The sequence below is a fragment of the Reichenbachiella agariperforans genome (assembly GCF_900142205.1).
Classification (GTDB): Bacteria; Bacteroidota; Bacteroidia; order Cytophagales; family Cyclobacteriaceae; genus Reichenbachiella; species Reichenbachiella agariperforans.
The window spans coordinates 164,679-187,057 of sequence record NZ_FRAA01000001.1 but is presented as its reverse complement, the minus strand read 5'-3'; the positions used below and the strand labels follow the sequence as shown (position 1 = coordinate 187,057).

At 42.3% G+C, this 22,379-nt stretch carries 22 protein-coding genes; 15 read left to right on the top strand and 7 right to left on the bottom strand.

Annotated elements, in window-relative coordinates:
* Nucleotides 1-2 precede the first annotated feature (2 nt).
* Together BUB99_RS00745 and BUB99_RS00740 are read right to left on the bottom strand one after the other, a co-directional pair.
* The gene (locus tag BUB99_RS00745; RefSeq protein ID WP_073118535.1) at nt 3-872 is read right to left on the bottom strand and encodes a hypothetical protein; all 870 of its coding nucleotides are present in this window, start codon (nt 870-872) and stop codon (nt 3-5) included.
* 318 nt (nt 873-1,190) lie between these two features.
* On the bottom strand, nt 1,191-3,293 hold the full coding sequence (locus BUB99_RS00740) for a methyl-accepting chemotaxis protein (protein ID WP_073118532.1): 2,103 nt from the start codon (nt 3,291-3,293) through the stop codon (nt 1,191-1,193).
* 205 nt (nt 3,294-3,498) lie between these two features.
* On the opposite strand from BUB99_RS00740, the gene BUB99_RS00735 reads away from it, so the two are divergent.
* Genes BUB99_RS00735 through BUB99_RS00725 form a run of 3 tightly spaced genes read left to right on the top strand, consistent with a single transcriptional unit; the run spans nt 3,499 to nt 7,150 of the window.
* Nucleotides 3,499-3,918 carry a Fur family transcriptional regulator gene (locus tag BUB99_RS00735; protein ID WP_073118529.1) on the top strand — a complete coding sequence of 140 codons (420 nt, stop codon included), beginning with the start codon at nt 3,499-3,501 and terminating at the stop codon, nt 3,916-3,918.
* Between the two features lie 10 nt (nt 3,919-3,928).
* Nucleotides 3,929-6,301, top strand: a complete 2,373-nt coding sequence (locus BUB99_RS00730) for a TonB-dependent receptor (RefSeq protein ID WP_170863697.1) — start codon at nt 3,929-3,931, stop codon at nt 6,299-6,301.
* Between the two features lie 21 nt (nt 6,302-6,322).
* On the top strand, nt 6,323-7,150 hold the full coding sequence (locus tag BUB99_RS00725) for a DUF4625 domain-containing protein (protein ID WP_073118525.1): 828 nt from the start codon (nt 6,323-6,325) through the stop codon (nt 7,148-7,150).
* Nucleotides 7,151-7,254: 104 nt separating this feature from the next.
* Here BUB99_RS00725 and BUB99_RS00720 read toward each other — a convergent pair whose 3' ends face one another.
* Entirely contained in the window at nt 7,255-7,968 is a 714-nt protein-coding gene (locus BUB99_RS00720) for an SDR family oxidoreductase (protein WP_073118522.1), read from the bottom strand.
* Nucleotides 7,969-8,167: 199 nt separating this feature from the next.
* Between BUB99_RS00720 and BUB99_RS00715 the strand changes: the two genes are divergently transcribed.
* From BUB99_RS00715 to BUB99_RS00675, 10 genes are all read left to right on the top strand, one after another.
* Complete coding sequence (locus BUB99_RS00715; protein WP_073118519.1) at nt 8,168-8,569, top strand: group III truncated hemoglobin; 402 nt, start codon at nt 8,168-8,170, stop codon at nt 8,567-8,569.
* Nucleotides 8,570-8,571: 2 nt separating this feature from the next.
* Nucleotides 8,572-8,892 (top strand): cupin domain-containing protein, encoded by a 321-nt coding sequence (locus tag BUB99_RS00710; RefSeq protein WP_073118516.1) that lies wholly within the window; start codon nt 8,572-8,574, stop codon nt 8,890-8,892.
* Nucleotides 8,893-9,158: 266 nt separating this feature from the next.
* Nucleotides 9,159-10,556, top strand: a complete 1,398-nt coding sequence (gene leuC, locus BUB99_RS00705; RefSeq protein WP_073118514.1) for a 3-isopropylmalate dehydratase large subunit — start codon at nt 9,159-9,161, stop codon at nt 10,554-10,556.
* Nucleotides 10,557-10,603: 47 nt separating this feature from the next.
* Nucleotides 10,604-10,759 (top strand): four helix bundle protein, encoded by a 156-nt coding sequence (locus BUB99_RS20575; protein ID WP_245816769.1) that lies wholly within the window; start codon nt 10,604-10,606, stop codon nt 10,757-10,759.
* 40 nt (nt 10,760-10,799) lie between these two features.
* Nucleotides 10,800-10,955, top strand: a complete 156-nt coding sequence (locus BUB99_RS20570; RefSeq protein WP_245816768.1) for a four helix bundle protein — start codon at nt 10,800-10,802, stop codon at nt 10,953-10,955.
* A gap of 52 nt (nt 10,956-11,007) precedes the next feature.
* A complete protein-coding gene (gene leuD / locus BUB99_RS00695; RefSeq protein WP_073118511.1) occupies nt 11,008-11,604 on the top strand; it encodes a 3-isopropylmalate dehydratase small subunit in 597 nt (198 codons plus the stop codon).
* Nucleotides 11,605-11,717: 113 nt separating this feature from the next.
* Entirely contained in the window at nt 11,718-13,238 is a 1,521-nt protein-coding gene (locus BUB99_RS00690; RefSeq protein WP_073118508.1) for an alpha-isopropylmalate synthase regulatory domain-containing protein, read from the top strand.
* Between the two features lie 56 nt (nt 13,239-13,294).
* Nucleotides 13,295-14,350, top strand: coding sequence for a 3-isopropylmalate dehydrogenase (leuB, locus tag BUB99_RS00685; RefSeq protein WP_073118504.1), 1,056 nt, complete (start codon nt 13,295-13,297; stop codon nt 14,348-14,350).
* Nucleotides 14,351-14,627: 277 nt separating this feature from the next.
* Complete coding sequence (locus BUB99_RS00680) at nt 14,628-14,840, top strand: cold-shock protein (protein WP_073118502.1); 213 nt, start codon at nt 14,628-14,630, stop codon at nt 14,838-14,840.
* Between the two features lie 43 nt (nt 14,841-14,883).
* Complete coding sequence (locus BUB99_RS00675; protein ID WP_073118500.1) at nt 14,884-15,078, top strand: cold-shock protein; 195 nt, start codon at nt 14,884-14,886, stop codon at nt 15,076-15,078.
* Between the two features lie 285 nt (nt 15,079-15,363).
* On the opposite strand, the gene BUB99_RS00670 is transcribed toward BUB99_RS00675, so the two are convergent.
* Nucleotides 15,364-16,050: a YggS family pyridoxal phosphate-dependent enzyme gene (locus BUB99_RS00670; RefSeq protein ID WP_073118498.1), complete on the bottom strand. Its 687-nt coding sequence runs from the start codon at nt 16,048-16,050 to the stop codon at nt 15,364-15,366.
* 125 nt (nt 16,051-16,175) lie between these two features.
* Between BUB99_RS00670 and BUB99_RS00665 the strand changes: the two genes are divergently transcribed.
* Both BUB99_RS00665 and BUB99_RS00660 read left to right on the top strand, forming a co-directional pair.
* Nucleotides 16,176-17,723, top strand: a complete 1,548-nt coding sequence (locus tag BUB99_RS00665) for a GH3 family domain-containing protein (protein ID WP_073118496.1) — start codon at nt 16,176-16,178, stop codon at nt 17,721-17,723.
* Nucleotides 17,724-17,745: 22 nt separating this feature from the next.
* Nucleotides 17,746-18,372, top strand: coding sequence for a LysE family translocator (locus BUB99_RS00660; protein WP_073118494.1), 627 nt, complete (start codon nt 17,746-17,748; stop codon nt 18,370-18,372).
* Between the two features lie 19 nt (nt 18,373-18,391).
* On the opposite strand, the gene uvrB is transcribed toward BUB99_RS00660, so the two are convergent.
* The 3 genes from uvrB to BUB99_RS00645 all read right to left on the bottom strand — a co-directional run bounded on the left by uvrB (nt 18,392) and on the right by BUB99_RS00645 (nt 22,370).
* Entirely contained in the window at nt 18,392-20,419 is a 2,028-nt protein-coding gene (gene uvrB, locus BUB99_RS00655) for an excinuclease ABC subunit UvrB (protein WP_073118492.1), read from the bottom strand.
* A gap of 389 nt (nt 20,420-20,808) precedes the next feature.
* Nucleotides 20,809-21,039, bottom strand: coding sequence for a hypothetical protein (locus BUB99_RS00650; protein ID WP_221407473.1), 231 nt, complete (start codon nt 21,037-21,039; stop codon nt 20,809-20,811).
* A gap of 44 nt (nt 21,040-21,083) precedes the next feature.
* Nucleotides 21,084-22,370: a response regulator gene (locus BUB99_RS00645; RefSeq protein ID WP_073118488.1), complete on the bottom strand. Its 1,287-nt coding sequence runs from the start codon at nt 22,368-22,370 to the stop codon at nt 21,084-21,086.
* Nucleotides 22,371-22,379: the final 9 nt, after the last annotated feature.

Here is a 22,379-nt window from a genome sequence, read left to right as displayed (position 1 = left end):
GATCAGTTAGGCGCTGAGACATTTCCAATATTGAGTGAGTAGAACCAGGTGTATCCTTCTTGAAAAGTCAATTCAATATTAATGCCTTGATAAATTTCTGTAGTAGGGTCATTGGTGAAGGAACTATTTATCGGTAGTTCTATGACAGTGGTATCAGACATTAGTGTGTTATCTAGATTGTTTTCATAATGTAAAGTGTCATAGTAGCGATCTTCGTCATGATAAAATTCATTGTTAGAATAATGGCTATAGTCATGATTAAAGACGATTACATTTTTTTCAACGATAACCCCATTTTGGACAACAAGCAGCGCCTTTAGTGTCTCCCCGAACTCTAGGTTATTATAGTAGTTGACAGGGCTTATATTCGACCAGGAAACCATAGGGACTTCAGACTTGTTTCTGATCTTTCCTAAGTTGATAATCTCACCCGAGGAACTGGAATGTCCACTAACGATATCAACATTTATTACATCGTATTGTTTCATTTGGGTTAGTGGGATATCCGCAGGTATGGGGAAAAGAAGTTGGTAGGTGTCACCTCTCTTTTTGCCTACAGGGTAGTAGGATTCAAAGTGCATAAGTTCACCGCGTTGTTGAGTGTATTGGTTCGTGTTATTCTCGTTTCTGATCAGGCTCATGTCAATATATTTGACTGAGGATACTTTTTGCTCTACCTCAAAAACAATAGTGTCTCCTGGGCTGTGTTTATAATAAAATCCATTGTAGGTATCTCCTAAGAAAAAGACTATGCTATCCTGAAAATAGTCGTCTGATTCGGTATTACATGAGACTAGGGTTGTAAATAAAGTTATGGCTGTAGCGAGCCTACAAATGCCTTGCAAAAGCAGAGGTTGGTTGGGGTTTTTCATTAAATATATATATATATTGAAAATTTAAAGTTACAGGTTTAGCTTTCTCAGGGCTGCTTTAAATCTCGAATGCTTCTGTAAGGATATATCAGGATTTTTAATATGTCATAAATATGACATATTAAAAAATAGGTAGAGGCTGAATTTTACAAAAAAAGTAGAAAGGTGGTTTGTTTTTTGTGAATTTTTGAAGGTATGCGTACAGCACTTTGTATAATTCTACAAAAGGGTTGTTTTGAGTAGTGATTTCTGAAAGTTGATCTTTTTTGAAAGAGTAATCTTGGTTGTGTCTGTATGGTTATCATATGGGGCTGTGGGTTAATTTTGATCTAGGAGCTTGAACTGTTCTATGGTTGTTTTGAGTTCTCCTGCTTTATCTCTACAGAATTGTGTTTTGCTCATGAATGTCTCCATGCCTGCAGAGAGTTGGGCGGCAGAACTAGCGATTTGTTCAGACCCTGCAGCACTTTCCTCAGCGATGATGATGACGTTCTCATTGCTGCTGACCATGAAGTTGATGTTGTGGCTTTGGTTCTGAGCTGTATCTAGGATCTCCTTGGAATTGATGGATGTCTCCTTGGATGCATCGGATAGTGTCTCAAAAGCCTTTGCTACTTCTACCGAAGCTTTGACCCCTGTCTTTACATTCTTGTTCATCATGACCATCAGGTCTTGCGCAGCAGTGGTGTCATTTTGTACCGCAGAGACTAGGTCTGATATCTCGTTGACTGATTTTCGGGCTCCTTCTGCTAGTTTTCGAATTTCTTCGGCGACTACTGCAAAGCCTCTGCCTGATTCACCAGCTTGTGCAGCTTCTATTGCAGCGTTCAATGCGAGGAGATTGGTCTGAGAAGCGATTTCTGTGATGATACCCAGTACTCGTTCGATCTCTTTGGACTGGTTGCTTAGTACGTCCATAGAATCTTTGACCTGTGTGGCAGACTGTGCCGCAGTATCTATGATTTTGATCAGTTCGTCTACTTTTTGTCTTCCTTTTGCACTGCTTTCTACGCCATTGGTCGCGGATAGATCGATTGCATGTGAGAGTTTTCCCATGTGGTCGATAGACCGTTTGATGTTTTCTATGGTACTGGATGATTCTTCGATTTTTAGGAGCTGATTTTGAGCCCCTTGATTCATCTCTCCGATAGCAGAGGATATTTCCCCATAAGACATGTTCATTTCACTACCATGGCCTAGGATGTCTGTGGTATAATCATTGACTACTTTACTGGTGCCTCGTACCTCTGTCATCATGAGATGCAGATTCGTGATGGCGTGGTTTAGGCTGTTTACCAGTGCTTTGAGGTCTCCTTTGGCTTCTCCGTTGTATTCGAATCTGAGATCCCCAGAGGCGAATGCGTCTACGATGCTTTTGATGTCCTTGATAGGGGTTTGGATACTTTGGAGGAGTTGGTTGATGGAGGCACTGATGTTTTTCCATGCGCCTTGCTTTTCGTTAATTTCTATGCGGTTGTTGAGGTCTCCTTCTAGTCCTGCACGGTTGACGACATGCTCGAATTCATCAACTGTTCTTTTTAGCTTAGACTGTAAGGTGATGAGTGACTTGCCTAATTCATCTTCGCTGCTGAGTATGGAGTATTCTGTGTCCAAATTACCTTCTTCGAGCGACTTGGCAAACGAGGAGGCTTTGTGGAGATTTTGGTCGAGCACGTGTAGATTGTATAAGGCCAGAGAGAGTTCGTCTTTGCCCGAATGGGGAGTTGTATGGTTGAGTTCGCCTCTTGATAGTGTCTGTACAATATCTAATATTCGCTTCAGAGGGTTGGATACCTTGCGGTCGTTGAAATAGACTGCCAAACCGATAATTACCAAGTTGATAGCAATTAACAGATATTGAATCAAATCAAGTGTGCTCTGTTTGTCTCGGCTTTCCGCAACGTAAGCTTGTACCAAAAGGTTGAATTGCTTGAGCATCGGGGTGGCATCATTAGCGATGGCATGGGCGGCACTACTGGTTTCGTTATTGTTAATATTGGTTTTTAACAGTTTGCTTGCATGTGTGTGGTAGCTCTTCCATAGTTTTTCGGTACGCTCCCAGCTCTCCATAGACTGGCGTGTGGTAGGAGGTAGGGTGTTGCCTTTTGGGTGACCAGGGGCTTGACCGCCTTCTTTGAGAATCGTTAGAGATTGATCACAGAGGGTCAGGCTACTGCGTAGGTTTTCAATAGCGCTGCGATCACCTTGCGCTACCAGCTGGCTATAAAATGCGATGCGCTGAGATAGCATACGTTGTCTGCCTGCTACATCGACAACTATCGTGTCATCAACTTGTAGCCCTCTAAAGTACGATATGGTAGCGTAGTTGATGAGAGATAAAAGTAAAAATAGGATAGGAATTAAACTGAGCTTTAACCCAATAGTAGGCCTTTTTAATATAGCTGAAATCGTTGAAAACATAGCGTTTACCCGTAATGTGCGTTGTGTCATTAGGTTTTATCAAAGAGCAACCTAATCGTCTTTTGTTCGAATGAAAGTAATCAGTCTTTGGGCAAAGCTGGTTAATGAGCACGCAAGATAGTACTGGGTAGTGTTTCAAAAAAGATTTTGAATAAATGTATTTTCATGTTTGCAACATCATTGCAGTTATTGTAGTTTTGCCACCATGCTAAAGTATTCAGCGCTTAAGAAACTACTAAAGGATCACCAATTGCGGGTGACGGACTGCCGGCTAGATGTGCTCCAATTGTTTAAATCTAGAGGACATGCCTTGACTTCTCGATATCTCGAGGATGAGTTGACAAGCTATGATCGTGTGACGCTCTTTCGTACTTTGAATTCTTTCATAGAGAAGGGTGTCGTACATAAAATTCCAGATGACTCAGGGATTGCACGCTATGGCATCTGTGGTCATTCATGTGCGCCTGCTGCACACCATCATGATCATGTGCATTTCAAATGTAGCAGTTGTGGTCATGTAGATTGCCTGTCGGATTACACCGTGCCTACGGTGACTATACCTGGTTATTTGATTCAGGAGTCAAATATGATCTTGAATGGTGTTTGTAAATCCTGCAATCAATAAATCTGTCTACATGAAATACATTTTTTGGCTCGCTTTAGGTTTGACCTTTACGCAAACCGTGTGGGCACAAGGTGATTTTAGGGGACGAGTTGTGGATGCTAAAAGTGGAGAAGGACTGCCTGGTGCTACAGTACAAATCCATGAACTGGAAGTAGGCATGATTACCGATGTGGATGGGAACTTTGCGTTTGCTCAAGTGCGGCGTGCCAATTATCATGTACATTTTAGCTACGTAGGTTACAAGGCAGTTTCGTTGTTGGTACGAGCAGATGAACTACCTAAACTATTGGTAGTGAAACTGGAAGAGACGTCTTTGGAACTCAGTGAATTGGTCGTGGAGTCTAATTATTACAAGACTGGCCCTAAAGAGCAGACACTATCTATGGAAATACTGGATACAGAATATCTATTAAAAAACAGAGAAGGTTCTTTCGTCAATTCACTAGAAAACCTACCAGGAGTGAGTACGATCAATACTGGGGTAGGGATAGCCAAACCGGTCATTCGAGGCATGAGTTTTAATCGCGTCATTGTCAATGATCATGGAATCAAACAAGAAGGGCAACAATGGGGCGGTGATCATGGGTTGGAGATAGATATGTTTGCGCCAGGTCGCGTAGAAGTGATCAAAGGGCCTAGTTCATTGATGTATGGTTCTGATGGGCTAGGCGGTGTGATCAATATTTTGCCACCACCTATTCCTCAGCAGGAAGGGGTAGAAGGTGCTTTTCAGATGATGTACAAGACCAACAATCACCTGGTCGGTACGTCGACTAATGTCAAAGGAAAGCACCGTGACTGGGTATATGGTTTACGATTTAGTACACAAGATTTTGGAGACTATCGTGTACCTGCAGAGTCTTTCAATTATAACGGTACGATTTACCCGATCTATGACGAGCATCTCAAGAATACCGCTGGAAGAGAACGTGACTTTAGTCTCATGACAGGTGTCAAAAAGAGCTGGGGTTATTCTACATTGACGATTAGCAATTTCAATCAGGAAGTCGGACTGTTTGCTGGAGCAGTGGGTATACCCAATGCTACATTGCTAGAGCCAGATGGTGACCGTCGTGATAGGGACAAACCACGGCAGGAGACCAACCACTTCAAGGTAATATCCAATACTAACGTGCTGTTGGGACAGAATTGGTTAGAGTTGGATCTGGGCTATCAGTACAACTTAAGGAAAGAGATTTCCAATCCTCATACGGGGCAAGTTGTGATAGGGGATGATGATTTGGCGCTGCGTTTGGCACTACAGACCTTTACGCTCAACGGACGATATTTTTTGCACAAGCGTCCTAATCATAGTAGAATATTCGGTGTGCAGGGGCAATACCAAATCAATCGAAAAGGTGGTTTTGAGCATTTGATTCCTGATTTTAAGTCTTCGTCTCTGGGAGCATATATCTATGAGGAGCATAGTTGGTATGATCAGTTGACCCTGACGGGAGGCCTGCGCCTAGACTATGCCAATCGTAACATTGACAGCTACCGACAGCCCATCTATGACACAAACCAAGATGTCGATCGATACTATGAGAGGAACGCTGCGATAGACAAGTCGTTTCTAAATTATTCGGCTTCTTTGGGGGTGTCCTACTATCCTACGATGCAGTTCAATGCGAAACTGAATGTAGGGACGAGTTACAAGGTGCCCACCGCCACAGAGATGAGTATCAACGGGATACATCATGGTACTTTTAGACATGAAATTGGAGATGAAAACTTAAGCTCTGAGAGAGGAATTCAAACAGATGTTAGTTTGAGCTATTTGCGATCTAATTTCAGCCTGGTTGTGACACCCTATGTGTCGTACTTCTTGGACTACATTTATTTAGCGCCTTCCGCATTGTTCTCCAATAATTTGGATCCAGATGCATTTTATGAGAGCACACAAGTGTACCAGTATAAACAGCATGATACTTTTTTTGCAGGAACGGAGCTGGCGGTAGAGTACCATCCGATCGATGCGTTGCATTGGAAGCTGGCAGCAGAATATATCTACAATTATAATCTGGATACCTATCTACCACTGCCGTTGACACCTCCACCGTCTTTGTATTCGGATATAGATTATGAGTGGGAGCTAGGTCAGTATATACTGAGTAGCATGAGTTTTGGACTTAATGGAAAATGGGTTTTGGATCAAAAGCGTGTAGATCGAAACGAGAGAAGTACAGAAGGGTACTTTACTATGGGGGCAAACTTAGGAGCGACTATTTCTTTGGGTTTTACAGAAGCAAACCTCTTTGTGAGCGCGAATAACCTATTGGATCAGAAATATTGGAATCATCTGAGTAGATATCGACTGTTGAATCTACCAGAGCAGGGACGAAATTTTACCGTTTCACTCCATGTCCCTATTGGAAGTAAATAATCACTAAACAAACATAAAATAATGAACAAGAAGCTATTATTTTCAATAATTGTATCAGCTGCATTAGTAGCCTGTGAGTCTGATGACAACACACCAGATGTGACTGCACCGGTGATAGAAGTAGAGGAGCCTGAGTCGGGTGAGCAATTTGCAGCTGGCGGTGAAATTCATGCGCACGGAGAGGTCTCAGATAATGAAGGTCTGGCAAGTTATAATATTACCATTCACGATGATTTTGATGATCATACGCATGGAAGAACATTGTCAGCATTTGCTTTTGACCAAAGTTATGTAGTAGAAGGAGCTACGGCAGAGATTGATGTAGAGATTGATATTGATGCTGATGCCACTGCTGGTCCATATCACTTCATAGTGCAAGCTATCGATGCGACGGGCAATTCCACTAGTTTTGCAGATGGGTCAGCGATAGAACGTCAGATTTGGATTACGAATGATCAGATGCCATTGGTGCATTTTCAGGATGCTACAGGAGAAGAAGTAGAGGAGTACGAGGCTGTTGTAGGCGAGACAATTCAGTTTTATGGATTGATCGAAGATCAGTCTGGGACTTTAGATCATGTAGATATCGAAGTAGGTCATGCGGAAGAGATCGAGGAACATGATCACGAACATGCCAGAGTTTTGGATGAAGCTATTTTTGATCAGGAGTTCGAAGTGGAAGGAGAGACTAGTGTTACGATACAGTCTTTATTAGCTGATGCTAATATAGTGATAACACAATCGGATCTGGATGAGTTGGAGGAGGGAGAGCATCTCTACCTAATGATAACGGCACTAGACGAGGATGGCAACAGTTCTTACCATCAGATTGCCATTCATTTCGATTGATTCGAAAGCAGCTGATTAGTGGCTTGTTGATACAAGCTAAAAACGCCTCATGTAAAGTTTCACTTTGACATGAGGCGTTTTATCTTAATAGACAGTATTCAATACTATTTTACTGGAGGCTGACTTGGTCTCACTTCTATTTTGGAAGGGAGAGTTCTAGGGTCTAATTTTAGCATGTCAACTACCATTTGTCCAAGGTCTTCGATCTGTATTTTCCAATGATCCTCTTCGTTAGGCGTGTGGTTGTTGAAGTAGGTAGCCACAGAGCCGGGCATGATCGTTGATACATTGATGCCTTCGTGACGGAGGTCTAGCATCATGGCTTGGGTGAAGCCTACCAGCCCAAACTTGCTCGCGTTGTAAGCAGAGCCTTTGGCGAAGAAGTTGGCGCCAGCCAAACTCGCAATGGTGAAGATGTATCCCTTCGTTTCTTTGAGTGCTGGAATAGACGCCCTGACGGTATTGAATACTCCCGTTAAATTAATATCCAACGTTTCGTTCCACTGCTCATCTGTCAATTCGGTGATTGACCCGAAGTGTCCTACACCTGCATTGGCGATGACTACATCGAGTTGAGCCATTTGGTTGGTCACCTGATCGGCTGCTGCACGCATGGCAGAGGCGTCACGTACATCTGCGACGATCCCTACTACATCGCCATATTCAGCCAATTTAGAGATTGCGTTGGTGATTCCTTCTTGCGTTCTGCCCGTGATGGCGACTTTCATGTTTGCTTTCAGCATCGCTTCGGCGATACCGTATCCTATTCCTTTGGTGCCTCCTGTGATGAGGGCTACTTTGTTTTCTATTGATCTCATAGAATGCTTTTAGATTGTAATACGTGTTAGTTCCTCGAAAGAGAAATGAGCGAAGGTTTACTTCTCGATCAGAAGTCGAGCCCAAGCCCACCTTTACAGACTTATATTTTTGTACAAGGTTGTCCTTAGTCTATAAAAATCTTCTCCAGTTATGATTTAGATCATTTTTTCTGGGCATCTACTGATCTATATTTGTTTCATGTCAAAACAAGATATTTCCACTCGATCCGACCTAGAGTTACTGGTCAATACATTCTATGGAAAAGTAAGGCAACACGAGATGTTGGGCCCGATATTTAATGGAGTGATTCAGGATTGGCCAGAGCATCTAGCCAAGCTGGCTGATTTTTGGGAAACCAACTTGTTTTATGTGCAGAAGTTTCAGGGTAACCCGATGCGGGCGCACCTAGAGGTTGATGAAAAATACGATCATTCGATCTCTCAAGATCATTTTGGACATTGGTTGCAACTGTGGTTCGAGACCTTGGACGCACTGTTCGAAGGAGAGAAGGCGATTCTTGCCAAAGAACGAGCACGAAACGTGGCACACATTACATTCATGCGCTTGTTTCAGGCGAGGCAAGCCCAATCCCCACAGTAACTATGAAAACAGCTGTCAATCAAGCCATCTGGACAGAATTGCTAGAATCTGACAAACCAGTGGTCAAAGTCATTGAGAAAAGTGAAAACCTCAGAATATTGGGGATAGGACTCAAGCAAGGAGTAATACTCACCGAGCATCAAACTCCCTACGTGACCAAGTTGGTCTTAGTCGAAGGGGAGGTAGAGTACGAGCAGGGAGAGACCAAATACTTGCTGCGTAAGTTTGATGAGTTAGATATTCCTGTCAATATCAAGCATCAAGTAACGAGTCTTTCGAATAGTTTGTTTGTTCTGATCCAAGAATTAGATGCAGGCGAGTAGCATAGCAAAAATTATAGAATTAGAGTTCTTGAGGTTTTTAGTATGCTTTTGCTCTGTAACGAATCAATAGAGAACCTCGTTTGTCAAATTCATTAAATCGAGAAGATTATTTTGTCAAAATTTCAATTATCACTTTAATCACCGCCATTATTCGAACTAAACCTCTAAAATAACAGACAATACCTTACCTTTGCGCTTCGATTTTGGGTGGTTATTATGACCATCCGATCGAATGACTTGATTTAATATTTTAAAAATTCATAATTATGGGCAAGACGTTGTTTGACAAAGTGTGGGATTCGCACGTAGTTAAAAAGATTGAAGGAGGACCAGACGTTGTGTTTATCGATAGACACATGGTACACGAAGTGACTAGTCCAGTTGCTTTTCTAGGGTTGAAAAATAGAGGTTTGAAGGTTTTACACCCTGAGAAAACTTTTGCAACAGCCGATCACAATACACCAACGATCAACCAACACCTGCCTGTAGAGGATCCTTTGTCAGCGAGCCAACTGCAAGCTTTGGAAACCAACGCCAAGGAGCACGGGATCTCTCACTGGGGTCTGGGACATGAGAAAAACGGTATTGTACACGTGGTAGGACCTGAGTATGGTATCACTCAGCCTGGTGCTACGATCGTATGTGGAGACTCGCATACTTCTACGCACGGTGCATTCGGTGCGATCGCTTTCGGTATCGGTACATCGGAGGTGGAGATGGTGCTCTCGTCGCAGTGTATCATGCAGCCTAAACCAAAGAAAATGAGAATCAACGTTAACGGTACGCTACAAAAAGGAGTGTCACCAAAAGACGTTGCCCTTTATATCATCTCTAAACTGACGACTTCTGGTGCTACAGGGTACTTCGTAGAATATGCTGGAGATGTGTTTGAAAACATGACCATGGAAGGTCGTATGACTGTATGTAACCTATCGATTGAGATGGGAGCACGTGGTGGTATGATTGCACCAGACGAAACTACCTTCGAATACGTCAAAGGCAGAGAGTTTACCCCATCAGGAGCTGCGTGGGACAAAGCCATGGCTTATTGGGAGACCTTGAAGACAGATGCAGACGCGTCGTTTGATCAAGAATACACCTACGATGCGAGTGATATAGAGCCGATGATTACCTATGGTACCAATCCAGGTATGGGTATGGGTATCAGCAAGAATATCCCGAATGCAGCGGACTTGGATGGCGGTGTGTCTACTTACGAAAAGTCACTGGGATACATGAATTTCAACCAAGGAGACTCGATGATCGGTAAGAAAATCGACTATGTATTCCTTGGTAGCTGTACCAACGGTAGAATCGAAGATTTTCGTGCATTTGCCGAACTCGTCAAAGGAAAGAAAAAGGCTGATCACGTGACGGCATGGTTGGTGCCAGGCTCACACAAGGTAGAGGCTGCCATCAAAGAAGAAGGGCTTTTGGATATCTTGACCGAAGCAGGTTTCGAATTGAGAGAGCCAGGCTGTTCGGCATGTCTCGCGATGAATGATGACAAAGTGCCAGCGGGTAAACTCGCCGTGAGTACGTCCAACCGTAACTTCGAAGGAAGACAAGGGCCAGGCTCTAGAACACTATTGGCCAGCCCACTAGTTGCCGCTGCTTCTGCTGTAAACGGCGTTGTGAGCGACCCGAGAGAGTTGATTGCTTAATTGGCTTTAATCTTAGCGCTATTCGCTTTACGCTGCAACTACATACAGTGAGAGATTATAGAAAGTATAAGGTATGGGAATTGGGTCATGAGTTGACTCTTGAAATTTACCGAGTTACTTTGGAGTTTCCTGCAGCTGAAAAGTTTGGAATAGTTAGTCAGATGCAAAGAGCGGCTTATTCAATTCCCATCCAACATAAGTGAAGGCTGTGGAAGAGATAGTGATAAAGAATTCGCTCGTTATTTGGTAATAGCCAAAGGGTCGGCATCTGAATTAGAATATTTTTTACTCTTGAGTAAAGATTTGAAATATTTGAATGAAAAGGATTATGATGCTCTTTTTGATATAGTCAATCAGGTCAAAAGGAGTTTGTATAACTTGATTAATAAGATAAAATAGGCGTTTAGCGATTTGCGTACAGCGAGTAGCCCGACACCCAAAGTAAATAAATATGGCATACGATAAATTCGAAATATTGACAAGTAGTGCAGTTCCATTGCCAATCGAAAATGTGGATACTGACCAAATTATTCCAGCGAGATTCTTGAAAGCGACCGAGCGTGTAGGGTTCGGTGATAACTTGTTCAGAGACTGGAGATACAATACGGACGGTAGTCCTAAGCAGGATTTCGTTCTCAACAACCCGACTTATTCAGGACAGATCCTAGTAGGTGGCAAGAACTTCGGTTCAGGATCGTCGAGAGAGCACGCGGCATGGTCGGTGTACGATTATGGATTCAGATGTGTGATCTCAAGTTTCTTTGCAGATATTTTCAAGGGCAACTGTTTGAATATCGGCGTGTTGCCTGTACAGGTGAGCGCGGAGTTTTTGGACAAAATATTCAAGGCCATCGAAGCAGATCCTAAAGCTGAGATCAAAGTGGACCTTCCTGCTCAAACAGTCACACTTGTGTCTACTGGCGAGTCAGAAAGCTTTGATATCAATAGTTACAAGAAGGGCAACATGCTCAATGGTTTTGATGATATCGATTATCTACAAAACATCAAAGGTGAGATCGTAGAGTTCGCCAAAGAACTGCCTTTATAATATTTTTGTCATTTCGACGAAGGAGAAATCTAAAGCAATAGGTGTTTTGGATTTCTCCTTTTGTCAAAATGAGTCGCTGCACTTGCGTATTGTTAGGTGCTTAATTTGTATCCATGTCTAGAAAAGTAGAAATTCTCGATACCACCCTACGTGATGGGGAGCAGACTTCTGGGGTGTCTTTCACCGAAGGGGAAAAGTTGCGCGTTGCACAAATGCTACTGGCCGAACTCAAGGTTGATAGGATAGAGGTGGCTTCTGCGCGGGTATCAGATGGGGAGTTTCGCTCGGCGAAGATGATTCTCGATTGGGCCAATGTCCATGGTTACGGCGAAGCAGTAGAAATATTAGGGTTTGTAGACGGAGATATCTCGCTACAGTGGATCAAGGATGTAGGGGGGCATGTGATTAATTTGCTATGCAAAGGTTCTCGAAAGCATTGCGAAAAGCAACTCAAGAAAACCCTAGAGGAGCATCTAGCAGATATCGCTAAGACGGTCTCGATCGCACAAGAGATGGGGATCAAAGTCAATGTATACTTGGAGGATTGGTCCAACGGTATGAAAGATTCTCCAGACTATGTACTCGAAATGGTACAGGGACTAGAGAAGATGGCGGTCAACCGTATCATGCTCCCAGATACTTTGGGGATGCTCAATCATATCCAGACAAGCGAGTACTGTGGCATCATGACCAAGAATTTTCCAGATATGAAGTTCGATTTTCATGCACACAACGATTATGACCTGTCGGTAGCCAATGTGTATTCTGCTTTAGAGTGTGGATTTACTGGTGTGCACACGACGCTCAATGGGCTCGGGGAGCGTGCTGGCAATGTGCCGCTATCGAGTGTGATCGGTATCGTCAAAGATCATCTCGGTTATGAGATGAAGGTGGATGAGTCTAAATTGTATCAGACCTGTAAGCTCGTAGAGTCTTTTTCGGGTATACGAATTCCAGCCAACAAGCCCTTGATCGGGGAGTTTGTGTTTACACAGACGAGTGGTATTCATGCCGATGGAGACAACAAGGACAACCTGTACCAAAACAGTATTAATCCTGAGCGGTTTGGACGGACATACTCATATGCCTTGGGTAAAATGTCTGGGAAAGCCAGTATCAAAAAGAACTTGGACGAACTCGGGATTCAATTGAGTCCGGAGGAAACCAAAAAAGTGACCGCTAAGATCATCGAACTGGGTGATAAGAAGGAGTCGATCTCCAAAGAAGATTTACCTTTCATCATCAAGGATGTACTGGGTACGCAGGTGGTAGACCCATCGATCCGTATCATGAACTACTCACTTTCCGTTGCGCAGGGTTTGAAATCCATGGCAACTCTGAGTATAGAGGTCAACGGCAAAGTGTATGAGAAGACAGCGGGTGGGGATGGACAGTATGACGCGTTCATGAATTCGCTGAACTTGATCTATCAGGAACTGAACAAAGAATTGCCCAAGTTGGTGGATTATGAAGTGCAGATTCCTCCAGGAGGTGAGACCGATGCTTTGGTGATCACCACGATCACTTGGCAGGGAGACAAGCGATTCAAAACCAAAGGTTTGGATTCGGATCAGACGGTCGCGGCGATCAAAGCGACCATCAAGATGTTGAATATCATAGAGAATAATATATAGTCGAGGGCGGATTTGTAACCTTGACCTTTACATATTGAATTTTAAACTAAGAATAAATGGAATTTAAAATTGGCGTATTGGCCGGTGACGGTATCGGGCCAGAGATCGTAGAGCAAGCGATCAAAGTAATGGATGCAGTAGCAACCAAGTTTGGTCATCAGTTCAACTATACAAAAGCACTCGTCGGTGCGATCGCGATTGATGAGACGGGCAACCCATACCCAGATGAGACGCACCAGGTATGTTTGGATTCTGATGCAGTGCTGTTCGGCGCGATCGGTGATCCTAAGTACGACAACAACCCTGCAGCGAAGGTGAGACCTGAGCAAGGATTGTTGGGGATGAGACAAAAGCTAGGACTATATGCCAATATCAGACCTGTAGCTACTTTCCCCTCATTGATCGACAAGTCTCCGTTGAAAAGAGATATTGTACAAGATGTAGATTTGGTCGTGATCAGAGAATTGACCGGGGGTATCTATTTTGGTGCTCGTGGTAGATCTGAGGATTTGACTTCAGCTTTTGATACATGTGTGTACACAGTAGAGGAAGTGGAGCGTATCTTGAAATTGGCCTATAGCTATGCTGGCAAGCGCAGCAAGAGAGTGACTGTAGTGGACAAGGCCAATGTATTGAGCTCGTCTAGACTTTGGAGAGAGGTCGCTCAGAGAGTTGAGAAAGAATATACAGATATTGAGACGGACTACATGCTCGTCGACAATGCGGCGATGCAGTTGATCCAGTGGCCAAAGAAATTTGATGTCATGGTGACCGAAAATATGTTCGGAGACATCCTGTCGGACGAAGCATCAGTGATCACAGGTTCTATGGGTCTATTGCCCTCTGCATCTGTCGGTAGAGAGACTTCTGTTTTTGAGCCGATCCACGGGTCTTATCCTCAGGCTGCGGGCAAAGATATCGCTAACCCACTAGCGACTGTGCTTTCAGCGGCGATGTTGTTGGAGTCTTTGGATTTGCTAGAAGAAGCCCAAGCCGTAAGAGATGTAGTCAACAAATCACTCAATGAAGGTGTTGTCACTGAGGACATTTCTGGTGAAGGAAAAGCATACAAGACCTCAGAAGTAGGGGCTTGGTTGGCTGAGAATATTTAATATCCTGTTGATACAAAATTAAAGCCTTGGTTTTCAATGAAAGCCAAGGCTTTTTTTGTCTTGTACTGGGTTGGTTCTAAGTATTTATCTGGAATAGTTGATCCAACCCATGGTTATACCAATAATAGAACTACCTTTGTGTCAGAAATTAGTAATACCACTTCTAGTACAAGTAATTCTCGATACATTCCAGACATTTTCTTAGAAGCATTTGTTTTTTTCTTGCAGGGTCTAAATGTAGGCCATGTAGTAATTAGTATTCAACTAAAAATATTCTATGAGTAGATCTCAAAATAGCTTTATCAAGTTCCAAAAAGAAAAGAAGAAAAGGATTAAGAAGAAGGAAAAAGAGGAACGAAAGCTTGAGAGAAAGGAGAACAGCAAAGGAGGAAATTTAGACGAAATGTTGGCTTATGTAGATGAGTTTGGTAACATTTTGGAAGAACCGCCCGTAGAAGCTGTTGCTACTAAAGAAGAAGTACAAAAGTAAGTGCTAATGCACTTTTAGATTAGAATTAATAACAAATATAATAATGCAACAAGGAGTAATTAAATTTTTCAATGATTCCAAAGGATTTGGTTTCATTAAGTCTGACGAAGGTGGGAATGATATTTTTGTTCACACTTCAGGATTAGTTGACGAAGTAAGAGAAAACGACAAAGTAGAATTTGACGTAGAAGAAGGAAGAAGAGGATTGAACGCCGTTAACGTAAAAGTGATCGGTTAATCATACATGATATTTCGATTAAGTTGAAAGCGGGCTATATGTCCGCTTTTTTTTTGACAGTACTACCTGTATAACTGATCTTATGCTGCTTAACATGGATCGCTCCATATTTCTGGGGGAGCGATCGGGGATTACTTCGTGATTCAAGATTCATTGTTCGAAATTCATTATTGTTTTTCGAACCATCTCTTATAAGTCCTTGAGGTTAATTTGAATGATTGGGATAAAAATATCGAACCTGTCTACCGAGTTTATGCCCCAACTTTACAGACTGATCCTTTTTAGTTACTTAGTATTATAGTCGCGCTGGCCAAAGATTGTTGAGCCTACTCTGATTAAAGTACTGCCTTGGCTGACTGCCAGAGGGTAATCTCCACTCATTCCCATGGAGAGTTCTTTCAGCTCTAAGCGGTCGTGCGAGTAGTTTTGTTGGAGTTGATCTCGTAGAGATTTTAATCCTGAAAATTCTTTTATGATCTGTGCCTGATCTTCTGTGTGGGTTGCCATCCCCATGAGTCCGCAAATCTTGATATGCTGAAGTTCGTCCATGATGCCCGCGTCTAGCATGGTGGTTATTTCATCTGCGTCAAACCCAAACTTTGTGTCTTCCTCAGCGATGTGTACTTGAAGAAGGCAAGATAGAGTTCGGTCATTTTTTTTGCCTTGTTTATTGATTTCTTTTAGGAGTTTTTCTGTATCTACACCGTGTATAAGATGAACAAAAGGAGCAATGTACTTGACTTTGTTTCGCTGAAGATGGCCGATCATATGCCATTCTATATCTTTTGGTAGCGCTTCGTGTTTGTCTACTAACTCCTGTACTTTGTTCTCTCCAAAAGCTCTTTGACCCATCGCGTAAGCTTCTTCGATCGCTTCATTAGGCTTGGTTTTACTGACAGCAATGAGCCTTGCTGTACTGTCTGATAATTCTTCGTTTATTTCCCTAATTCTCTCTGCTATTTCAGATTTCATCCCTGCGTTGTTTCATGATTTCGTAATGGTGAATTAACAAAATAACCATTAACTTATGAAGACCAACGAATATAAATAGTTCTATGTTTGGAAAACTAATTATAGCATGATGCGGTTTTTTAACTATGGCATTTTTAGGTAAACTACTCAAGAAAGGAATTAAGCTCAGGGAGACTTTGGAGCAGGATTATACTTCTCCTTTGGATCTCCAAAAAAATGAGTTGCGTAAGCTGCTCATAACAGCAAAGGATACTTATTTTGGTCAGTATCATTATTTTAAAACTATCCTGAATGGATTTAAAGATCAGGATGAGCACCTGTTCTATCAATATTATAAGAGCAATGTGCCAATCTACTCTTATGAGACGATCAATGACGAGTGGTGGTCCAAAGGTAGACAAGGAATAAAGGGTGTGACTTGGCCAGGTAAGGTCAAGTATTATGCACTGAGTTCAGGGACTTCCTCCGCTTCCTCTAAATATATCCCAGTAACAACGGATATGATCAAGTCCATTCGTAAGACGAGTGTGCGTCAGCTCTTGTCTATTTCTAAGTATGATTTGGAACCAGAGTTCTTCGAGAAGGGGATTTTGATGGTAGGCGGCAGTACCGATCTCAAATTTAATGGACGCTATTTTGAAGGTGATTTGAGTGGAATTACTACTTCTCAGGTTCCGTTTTGGTTTCAGCATTTTTACAAACCAGGTAAGAAAATATCAGCAGCCCCTGATTGGAATCAGAAGCTGAATGAAATGGTGGAAAAAGCTGCGTCATGGGATATTGGAGTGGTGGTAGGTGTGCCTGCTTGGATACAGATTTTGATCGAAAAAATCATCGCTCACTACCAACTCGATAATATCCATGACATCTGGCCTAATTTGAAAATATTTGTACATGGTGGTGTTTCCTTCAAACCCTACAAAAAGGGGTTTGAAAAACTACTCGGCAAACCACTGATGTATTTGGAAACCTATTTGGCTTCTGAGGGTTTTGTGGCTTTTCAGGATGATCTGGCGCATGAGTCTATGAAGCTCGTGATGAACAATGGAATTTTTTACGAGTTCGTACCTTTTACTTCTGAGAATTTTGATGAGGATGGTCAGGTGAAGGCTGACGCATCTACCTACAAAATTGATGAGGTGGAATTGGATAAGGAGTATGCGCTCTTGATGAGTACCAATGCGGGTGCATGGCGTTACTTGATTGGTGACGTAGTGAAATTCACCAATTTAGCCGAAACCGAACTAATTATTACGGGTAGAACCAAGCATTTTTTGAGCCTTTGTGGCGAACACCTTTCTATGGACAATATGAATCGTGCGATGGAAATGACGGCTCAGCAGCTCAATATTGATGTTAAGGAATTTACAGTAGCGGGGGAGTCTCATGGGGGGTTATTTGCACATCATTGGTATGTGGGAACGGATCAGTCTATAGACGAAAGTCAACTCAAATCGGTGCTAGACCACCACCTAAAGGAACTCAACGATGACTATAAGGTGGAGAGAAGTGCTGCCCTCAAAGATATCTTTGTGACGGTGGTTTCTCCTCAGCAATTTTACCAATGGATGAAACAGAACGGCAAGGAAGGAGGGCAAAGTAAATTTCCACGTGTACTGAAATCCGAAAGATTAGAATCATGGCAGACGTTGTTAGAAAACGACGTAATTTAGCTCAAATTTAAAAAAAGACGATTTGCCTCCATATCTTATAGGACTATCTACAGGACTGATTTTGGCTGTTTCTACTGGCCCAGTTTTCCTTACTTTAATCCAAAAATCTATTGATCATGGTTACAAAAAAGCACTTTTTTTTGTGCTAGGTGTAGGTATAGCCGATACAGGGATTATAGCAGTGACTTGGTTTGGGATGACTAAGGTGACTGGTGATACTGCGAATCCATGGATGGTACTAGCAGGAGGTTTGCTGTTGATTAGTTTTGGTTTAGTGTTTCTGATCAAAAAGGAAAATTCCGAAGAGTTAGAGATAGAAACCCCCATCAAAAAGAAGAACTTTGCACATGTTGGTTTGTTAGGTCAGGGCTTTATGCTCGGCGCTATTAATCCAATTGTATGGGCGTTTTGGGCAGCTATGTCTAACTATGCGATTGTTACATTTACCAGTCCACGAGGAGAGTTGTTTTATTTTTTTGGGATATTAAGTACCGTATGGCTTACTGATTCTCTCAAGGCATACTATGCGGAAAAACTGAAGAAGTACCTGAGCCCTAAAGTGAAACGTTATCTTAGGATGACAATAGGGATTGTTTTGATTGCTTTTGGGTTGAAGTTGCTAATACAGGAAGGTATAGCCTATCTATAAATTACTGTTTTTTTAAGCCCTATTTTTTTGTCTCTTTCAGTTTCTGTAAATCCTGCATTTCATCTCGGAGGCGAGCGGCTTCCATGAAGTCTAAATCTTTGGCAGCCTTCTCCATGAGTTTTTTTGTACGTTCTATCATTTTTTCCAGACCTTTAGTATCCATGTATGCTACCACTGGGTCAGCCGCTATATCTGGAGATTCGTTCCCCGCATAGTATTTTCCTTTGGTATCTTTTTTAGAGTCTGCCACGGAGGTTTGTCCCATGATTGCTTCTTTGGACTTTTTCACTGTCGTTGGCGTAATGCCGTGTTCTGTGTTGTAGGCCACTTGGATTGCTCTTCTACGATTGGTTTCGTCTATGGCTACTTGCATAGAACCTGTGACTTTGTCTGCGTACATGATGACCATACCGTTTTCGTTACGTGCTGCTCTTCCTATGGTCTGTACCAGTGATCTTACATTTCGGAGAAATCCTTCTTTATCTGCATCGATAATAGCAACTAAAGATACCTCAGGGAGATCTAGCCCTTCTCTGAGTAAGTTGACGCCTACCAATACATCGAAAACACCTAGTCTAAGCTCGCGCAAAATCTCTACTCGGTCAAGTGTGTCTACTTCGGAGTGGATATAGCGTGTTTTAATATTTAAATCTTGAAAATATTTGGTCAGCTCTTCTGCCATGCGTTTGGTCAGCGTGGTGATTAGAATTCGCTCATCCTTTTTGATTCTTTCATCAATCTCTTCCAGCAAGTCATCGACTTGATTGGTACTAGGTCGTACCTCTATAATAGGATCCAATAGTCCTGTTGGGCGGATGACTTGTTCTACAACGACTCCTTCTGATTTGCGTAGTTCATAGTCACTAGGGGTGGCGCTGACATAGATGGTTTGATTGACCAAGCCTTCGAATTCATCGAAAGTCAGTGGTCTATTGTCCATCGCCGATGGAAGTCTGAATCCATGATCGACGAGATTGACTTTGCGAGAACGGTCACCACCCCACATGGCGCGAATCTGTGGTAGTGTAACGTGGCTTTCGTCTATGATCATCAAGAAGTCATCTGGGAAATAATCGAGCAGGCAGAAGGGGCGAGAACCTTTGGATCGTCTGTCGAAATAGCGAGAGTAATTTTCTACTCCAGAGCAGTAGCCGAGCTCACGCATCATCTCCATATCAAATTCAGTTCTTTCTTTGAGGCGTTTGGCTTCTAGAAAGCGGCCTTCTTCTTCGAAGTACTGCACCTGCGCCATCATGTCATCTTGAATTTCATTGATGGCTTGAAATAGCGTGTCTTTGCCTGTAACGAAGAGGTTCGCAGGGAAAATACTCACGATGGATTCTTCTGATAGTTTTTTTCCTGAATAGGGGTCTATCCTCTGAATCGCTTCTATTTCATCTCCCCAAAATATGATGCGATAGGCAAAATCACCGTAGGCAATGAATATGTCTACGGTATCGCCTTTGACTCGGAAATTACCACGTTTGAAGTCTGCTTCTGATCTGCTATATAGAATGTCGACAAATGCGAATAATAATTGATTTCTACTGATCTGCTGGCCAACTTCTAGCTTGATGACGTTTTTTCCAAACTCTTCAGGGTTTCCGATACCGTAGATACAGGATACCGAGGCTACTACGATCACATCCCTGCGACCTGTTAGTAGGGAAGATGTAGCGGCTAGGCGTAGTTTTTCGATTTCCTCGTTAATACTAAGGTCTTTTTCTATGTATAGGCCAGTTGTTGGGAGAAATGCCTCGGGCTGGTAGTAATCATAGTAACTGATGAAGTATTCTACGGCATTTTCGGGAAAGAACTGTTTTAGCTCTCCATATAGCTGGGCAGCTAGGGTTTTGTTGTGGCAGAGGACTAGGGCGGGTCTATTGGTCTGTTCGATGACGTTGGCCATGGTAAAGGTCTTTCCAGATCCTGTTACTCCTAATAGAACTTGGGATTGATCGCCTTTGTCAAGTCCTTCTTTGAGTTGTGCGATAGCTTTGGGTTGATCGCCAGTGGGAACGTATTCTGAGGTGATTTTGAAATCCATAGGATGCAATAATAATCATGTCCTGTGAGAAGACGAATAAAATGTAAACTCTGTGTTGTATTAGTTTGGATCTAAAAACCTATTGTCTACATTATTGACAAATCTGTTGGAGGGATGGGGAATAGTTGGAGTGTGTGATTTAATAGGATTTGTAACGCACAGTTTTGGTACGCTTACGGTTGGCGTGTTTTTGATGATTGTAACGTGAGAATATTCTGTTTTTTGGCTTAACTACTCTTATCGTCCTAGAAAATGGCTTGGGTGAGCAGGAGGGGAGTGCCAGGCATATCGTGATACAGATAGCGATAATTAATATTTTCTCAGGTTTATTTTTCATGGTTATAAAAAAAGCTTCCAAGAGAAGCTAATTAAATAGAGGAGTGGATACACTATTGTATTTTGTCCATGACTTCTTTTGGGAAGCTGATGTTGTACAAAGTATCAAGTGCATCAGTGAATAGTTTGAACTCTTCTTCTTGAAATAGCCGGTCATTGTTTGGATCTTCTAATTCATCTAATTCAAACCCTTTCTCTCGCAGTTGGGGCAAGACTTTGATAATGATCCTTTGCCATGCCAATGGGGTAATGTTTTTGTTACACCAGTTTTTTAATGTTATCACCTTTATCTTCATACACTCCTCCTCGTTTATGCGCTTACTCTGAATTAAACTTGGACTCCCATGATCATAATGTCATCGGTTTGTTTTTCATTACCAATCCAATCGTTTAATGTCTGTTCTAGGATGGCTTTTTGTTCATCCATAGGTTTATCTATATTTTTCTCCAATGCTTCGGTCAGTCTCGCTGCACTGAATTTTTTGTTGCTAGGGCCACCAAACTGATCGGGGAAACCATCCGAAAACATATAGAAAGAAGTATCTCCTTCTATATAATCTATTACATGCTTGGTGTGTTTTTTGTTAGGATCCGTATCACCTCCTAGTGATATTCTGTCACCTTTGACTGTTTCTATTTTTCCGTCTTTGGTGTAGAGTAGGTTTTGTTTAGCACCAGCGAAAAGAACCTGAGATTTGGCTCTATCTATTACTAGGATACTGGCGTCCATACCGTGATGGTTTTCTGTCTCTGCTTGGTTTAGTATCTCTACGATACCAATATTTAGGTTTTCTAGAATTTCATCTACATCAGTAATTTCATGCTCGTGTACGATTTGGTTGAGTAGTGACTCTCCAATCATACTCATCAGCGCACCTGCTACTCCATGTCCTGTACAGTCTACTGCTGCGATACATGTTAATGCATTGCCATCTTCGCCTTCTATTTCTGCTATCCAGTAGAAGTCACCACTTACAATATCCAGCGGTCTGAAGATGAGGAAGAAGTCAGATAATGCTTCTTTGATGAGTTCTGGAGATACTAGCATAGCATTCTGTATCGTCATGGCATACTTGATGCTATCCATGAGTCTTTTGTTGACCTCTGCTAGTTCTTTGGTTCTTTGATCTACTTTTTCTTCGAGACTTGAGTTGGCTTTTTCGAGTTCACGGATCAGGTTGATTTTGTCACTTTTTAGTTCGTAGGCTTCTAGGGCTTTATCGATGGTTAGTTTCATCTCGCCTTTATCCCATGGTTTGGTGATATATTTATATATACCGCATTTGTTGACTGCTTTGACGATGGCCTCAATGTCTGCAAAACCTGTCAAAATCATTCGGATAACATCTGGAAACTCAGGAAGTACGCGCTCTAGGAGTTCTGTCCCCGTCATTTCAGGCATTTTTTGATCGGTAATCAAGCACTGGATATCATTGGTGCGTAGCATTTCTATTGCTTCGTTCCCACCCAGAGCTGTGAGTACATTGTATTCTCTTTTGAATGCCATGCGGAAAATACGAAGATTACTTTCTTCGTCATCCACATAGAGAATCGTGTACTTGTCTCTATTTTTTGGGGCTTTTTGCTCTGCTACTAATTCTTGATTTGATTCCATTATTATTTC

Excerpts from the sequence above, each read along its gene's own strand:
- leuC (WP_073118514.1), top strand. The coding sequence starts at position 9,159 with ATGGGCAAGACGTTGTTTGACAAAGTGTGGGATTCGCACGTAGTTAAA.
- BUB99_RS00680 (WP_073118502.1), top strand. The coding sequence starts at position 14,628 with ATGAGTAGATCTCAAAATAGCTTTATCAAGTTCCAAAAAGAAAAGAAG.
- BUB99_RS00730 (WP_170863697.1), top strand. The coding sequence starts at position 3,929 with ATGAAATACATTTTTTGGCTCGCTTTAGGTTTGACCTTTACGCAAACC.
- uvrB (WP_073118492.1), bottom strand. The coding sequence starts at position 20,419 with ATGGATTTCAAAATCACCTCAGAATACGTTCCCACTGGCGATCAACCC.
- BUB99_RS00710 (WP_073118516.1), top strand. The coding sequence starts at position 8,572 with ATGAAAACAGCTGTCAATCAAGCCATCTGGACAGAATTGCTAGAATCT.
- BUB99_RS00670 (WP_073118498.1), bottom strand. The coding sequence starts at position 16,050 with ATGAAATCTGAAATAGCAGAGAGAATTAGGGAAATAAACGAAGAATTA.
- leuD (WP_073118511.1), top strand. The coding sequence starts at position 11,008 with ATGGCATACGATAAATTCGAAATATTGACAAGTAGTGCAGTTCCATTG.
- BUB99_RS00735 (WP_073118529.1), top strand. The coding sequence starts at position 3,499 with ATGCTAAAGTATTCAGCGCTTAAGAAACTACTAAAGGATCACCAATTG.
- BUB99_RS00720 (WP_073118522.1), bottom strand. The coding sequence starts at position 7,968 with ATGAGATCAATAGAAAACAAAGTAGCCCTCATCACAGGAGGCACCAAA.
- BUB99_RS00665 (WP_073118496.1), top strand. The coding sequence starts at position 16,176 with ATGGCATTTTTAGGTAAACTACTCAAGAAAGGAATTAAGCTCAGGGAG.
- leuB (WP_073118504.1), top strand. The coding sequence starts at position 13,295 with ATGGAATTTAAAATTGGCGTATTGGCCGGTGACGGTATCGGGCCAGAG.
- BUB99_RS00715 (WP_073118519.1), top strand. The coding sequence starts at position 8,168 with ATGTCAAAACAAGATATTTCCACTCGATCCGACCTAGAGTTACTGGTC.
- BUB99_RS00745 (WP_073118535.1), bottom strand. The coding sequence starts at position 872 with ATGAAAAACCCCAACCAACCTCTGCTTTTGCAAGGCATTTGTAGGCTC.
- BUB99_RS00690 (WP_073118508.1), top strand. The coding sequence starts at position 11,718 with ATGTCTAGAAAAGTAGAAATTCTCGATACCACCCTACGTGATGGGGAG.
- BUB99_RS00740 (WP_073118532.1), bottom strand. The coding sequence starts at position 3,293 with ATGTTTTCAACGATTTCAGCTATATTAAAAAGGCCTACTATTGGGTTA.
- BUB99_RS00725 (WP_073118525.1), top strand. The coding sequence starts at position 6,323 with ATGAACAAGAAGCTATTATTTTCAATAATTGTATCAGCTGCATTAGTA.
- BUB99_RS00675 (WP_073118500.1), top strand. The coding sequence starts at position 14,884 with ATGCAACAAGGAGTAATTAAATTTTTCAATGATTCCAAAGGATTTGGT.
- BUB99_RS00645 (WP_073118488.1), bottom strand. The coding sequence starts at position 22,370 with ATGGAATCAAATCAAGAATTAGTAGCAGAGCAAAAAGCCCCAAAAAAT.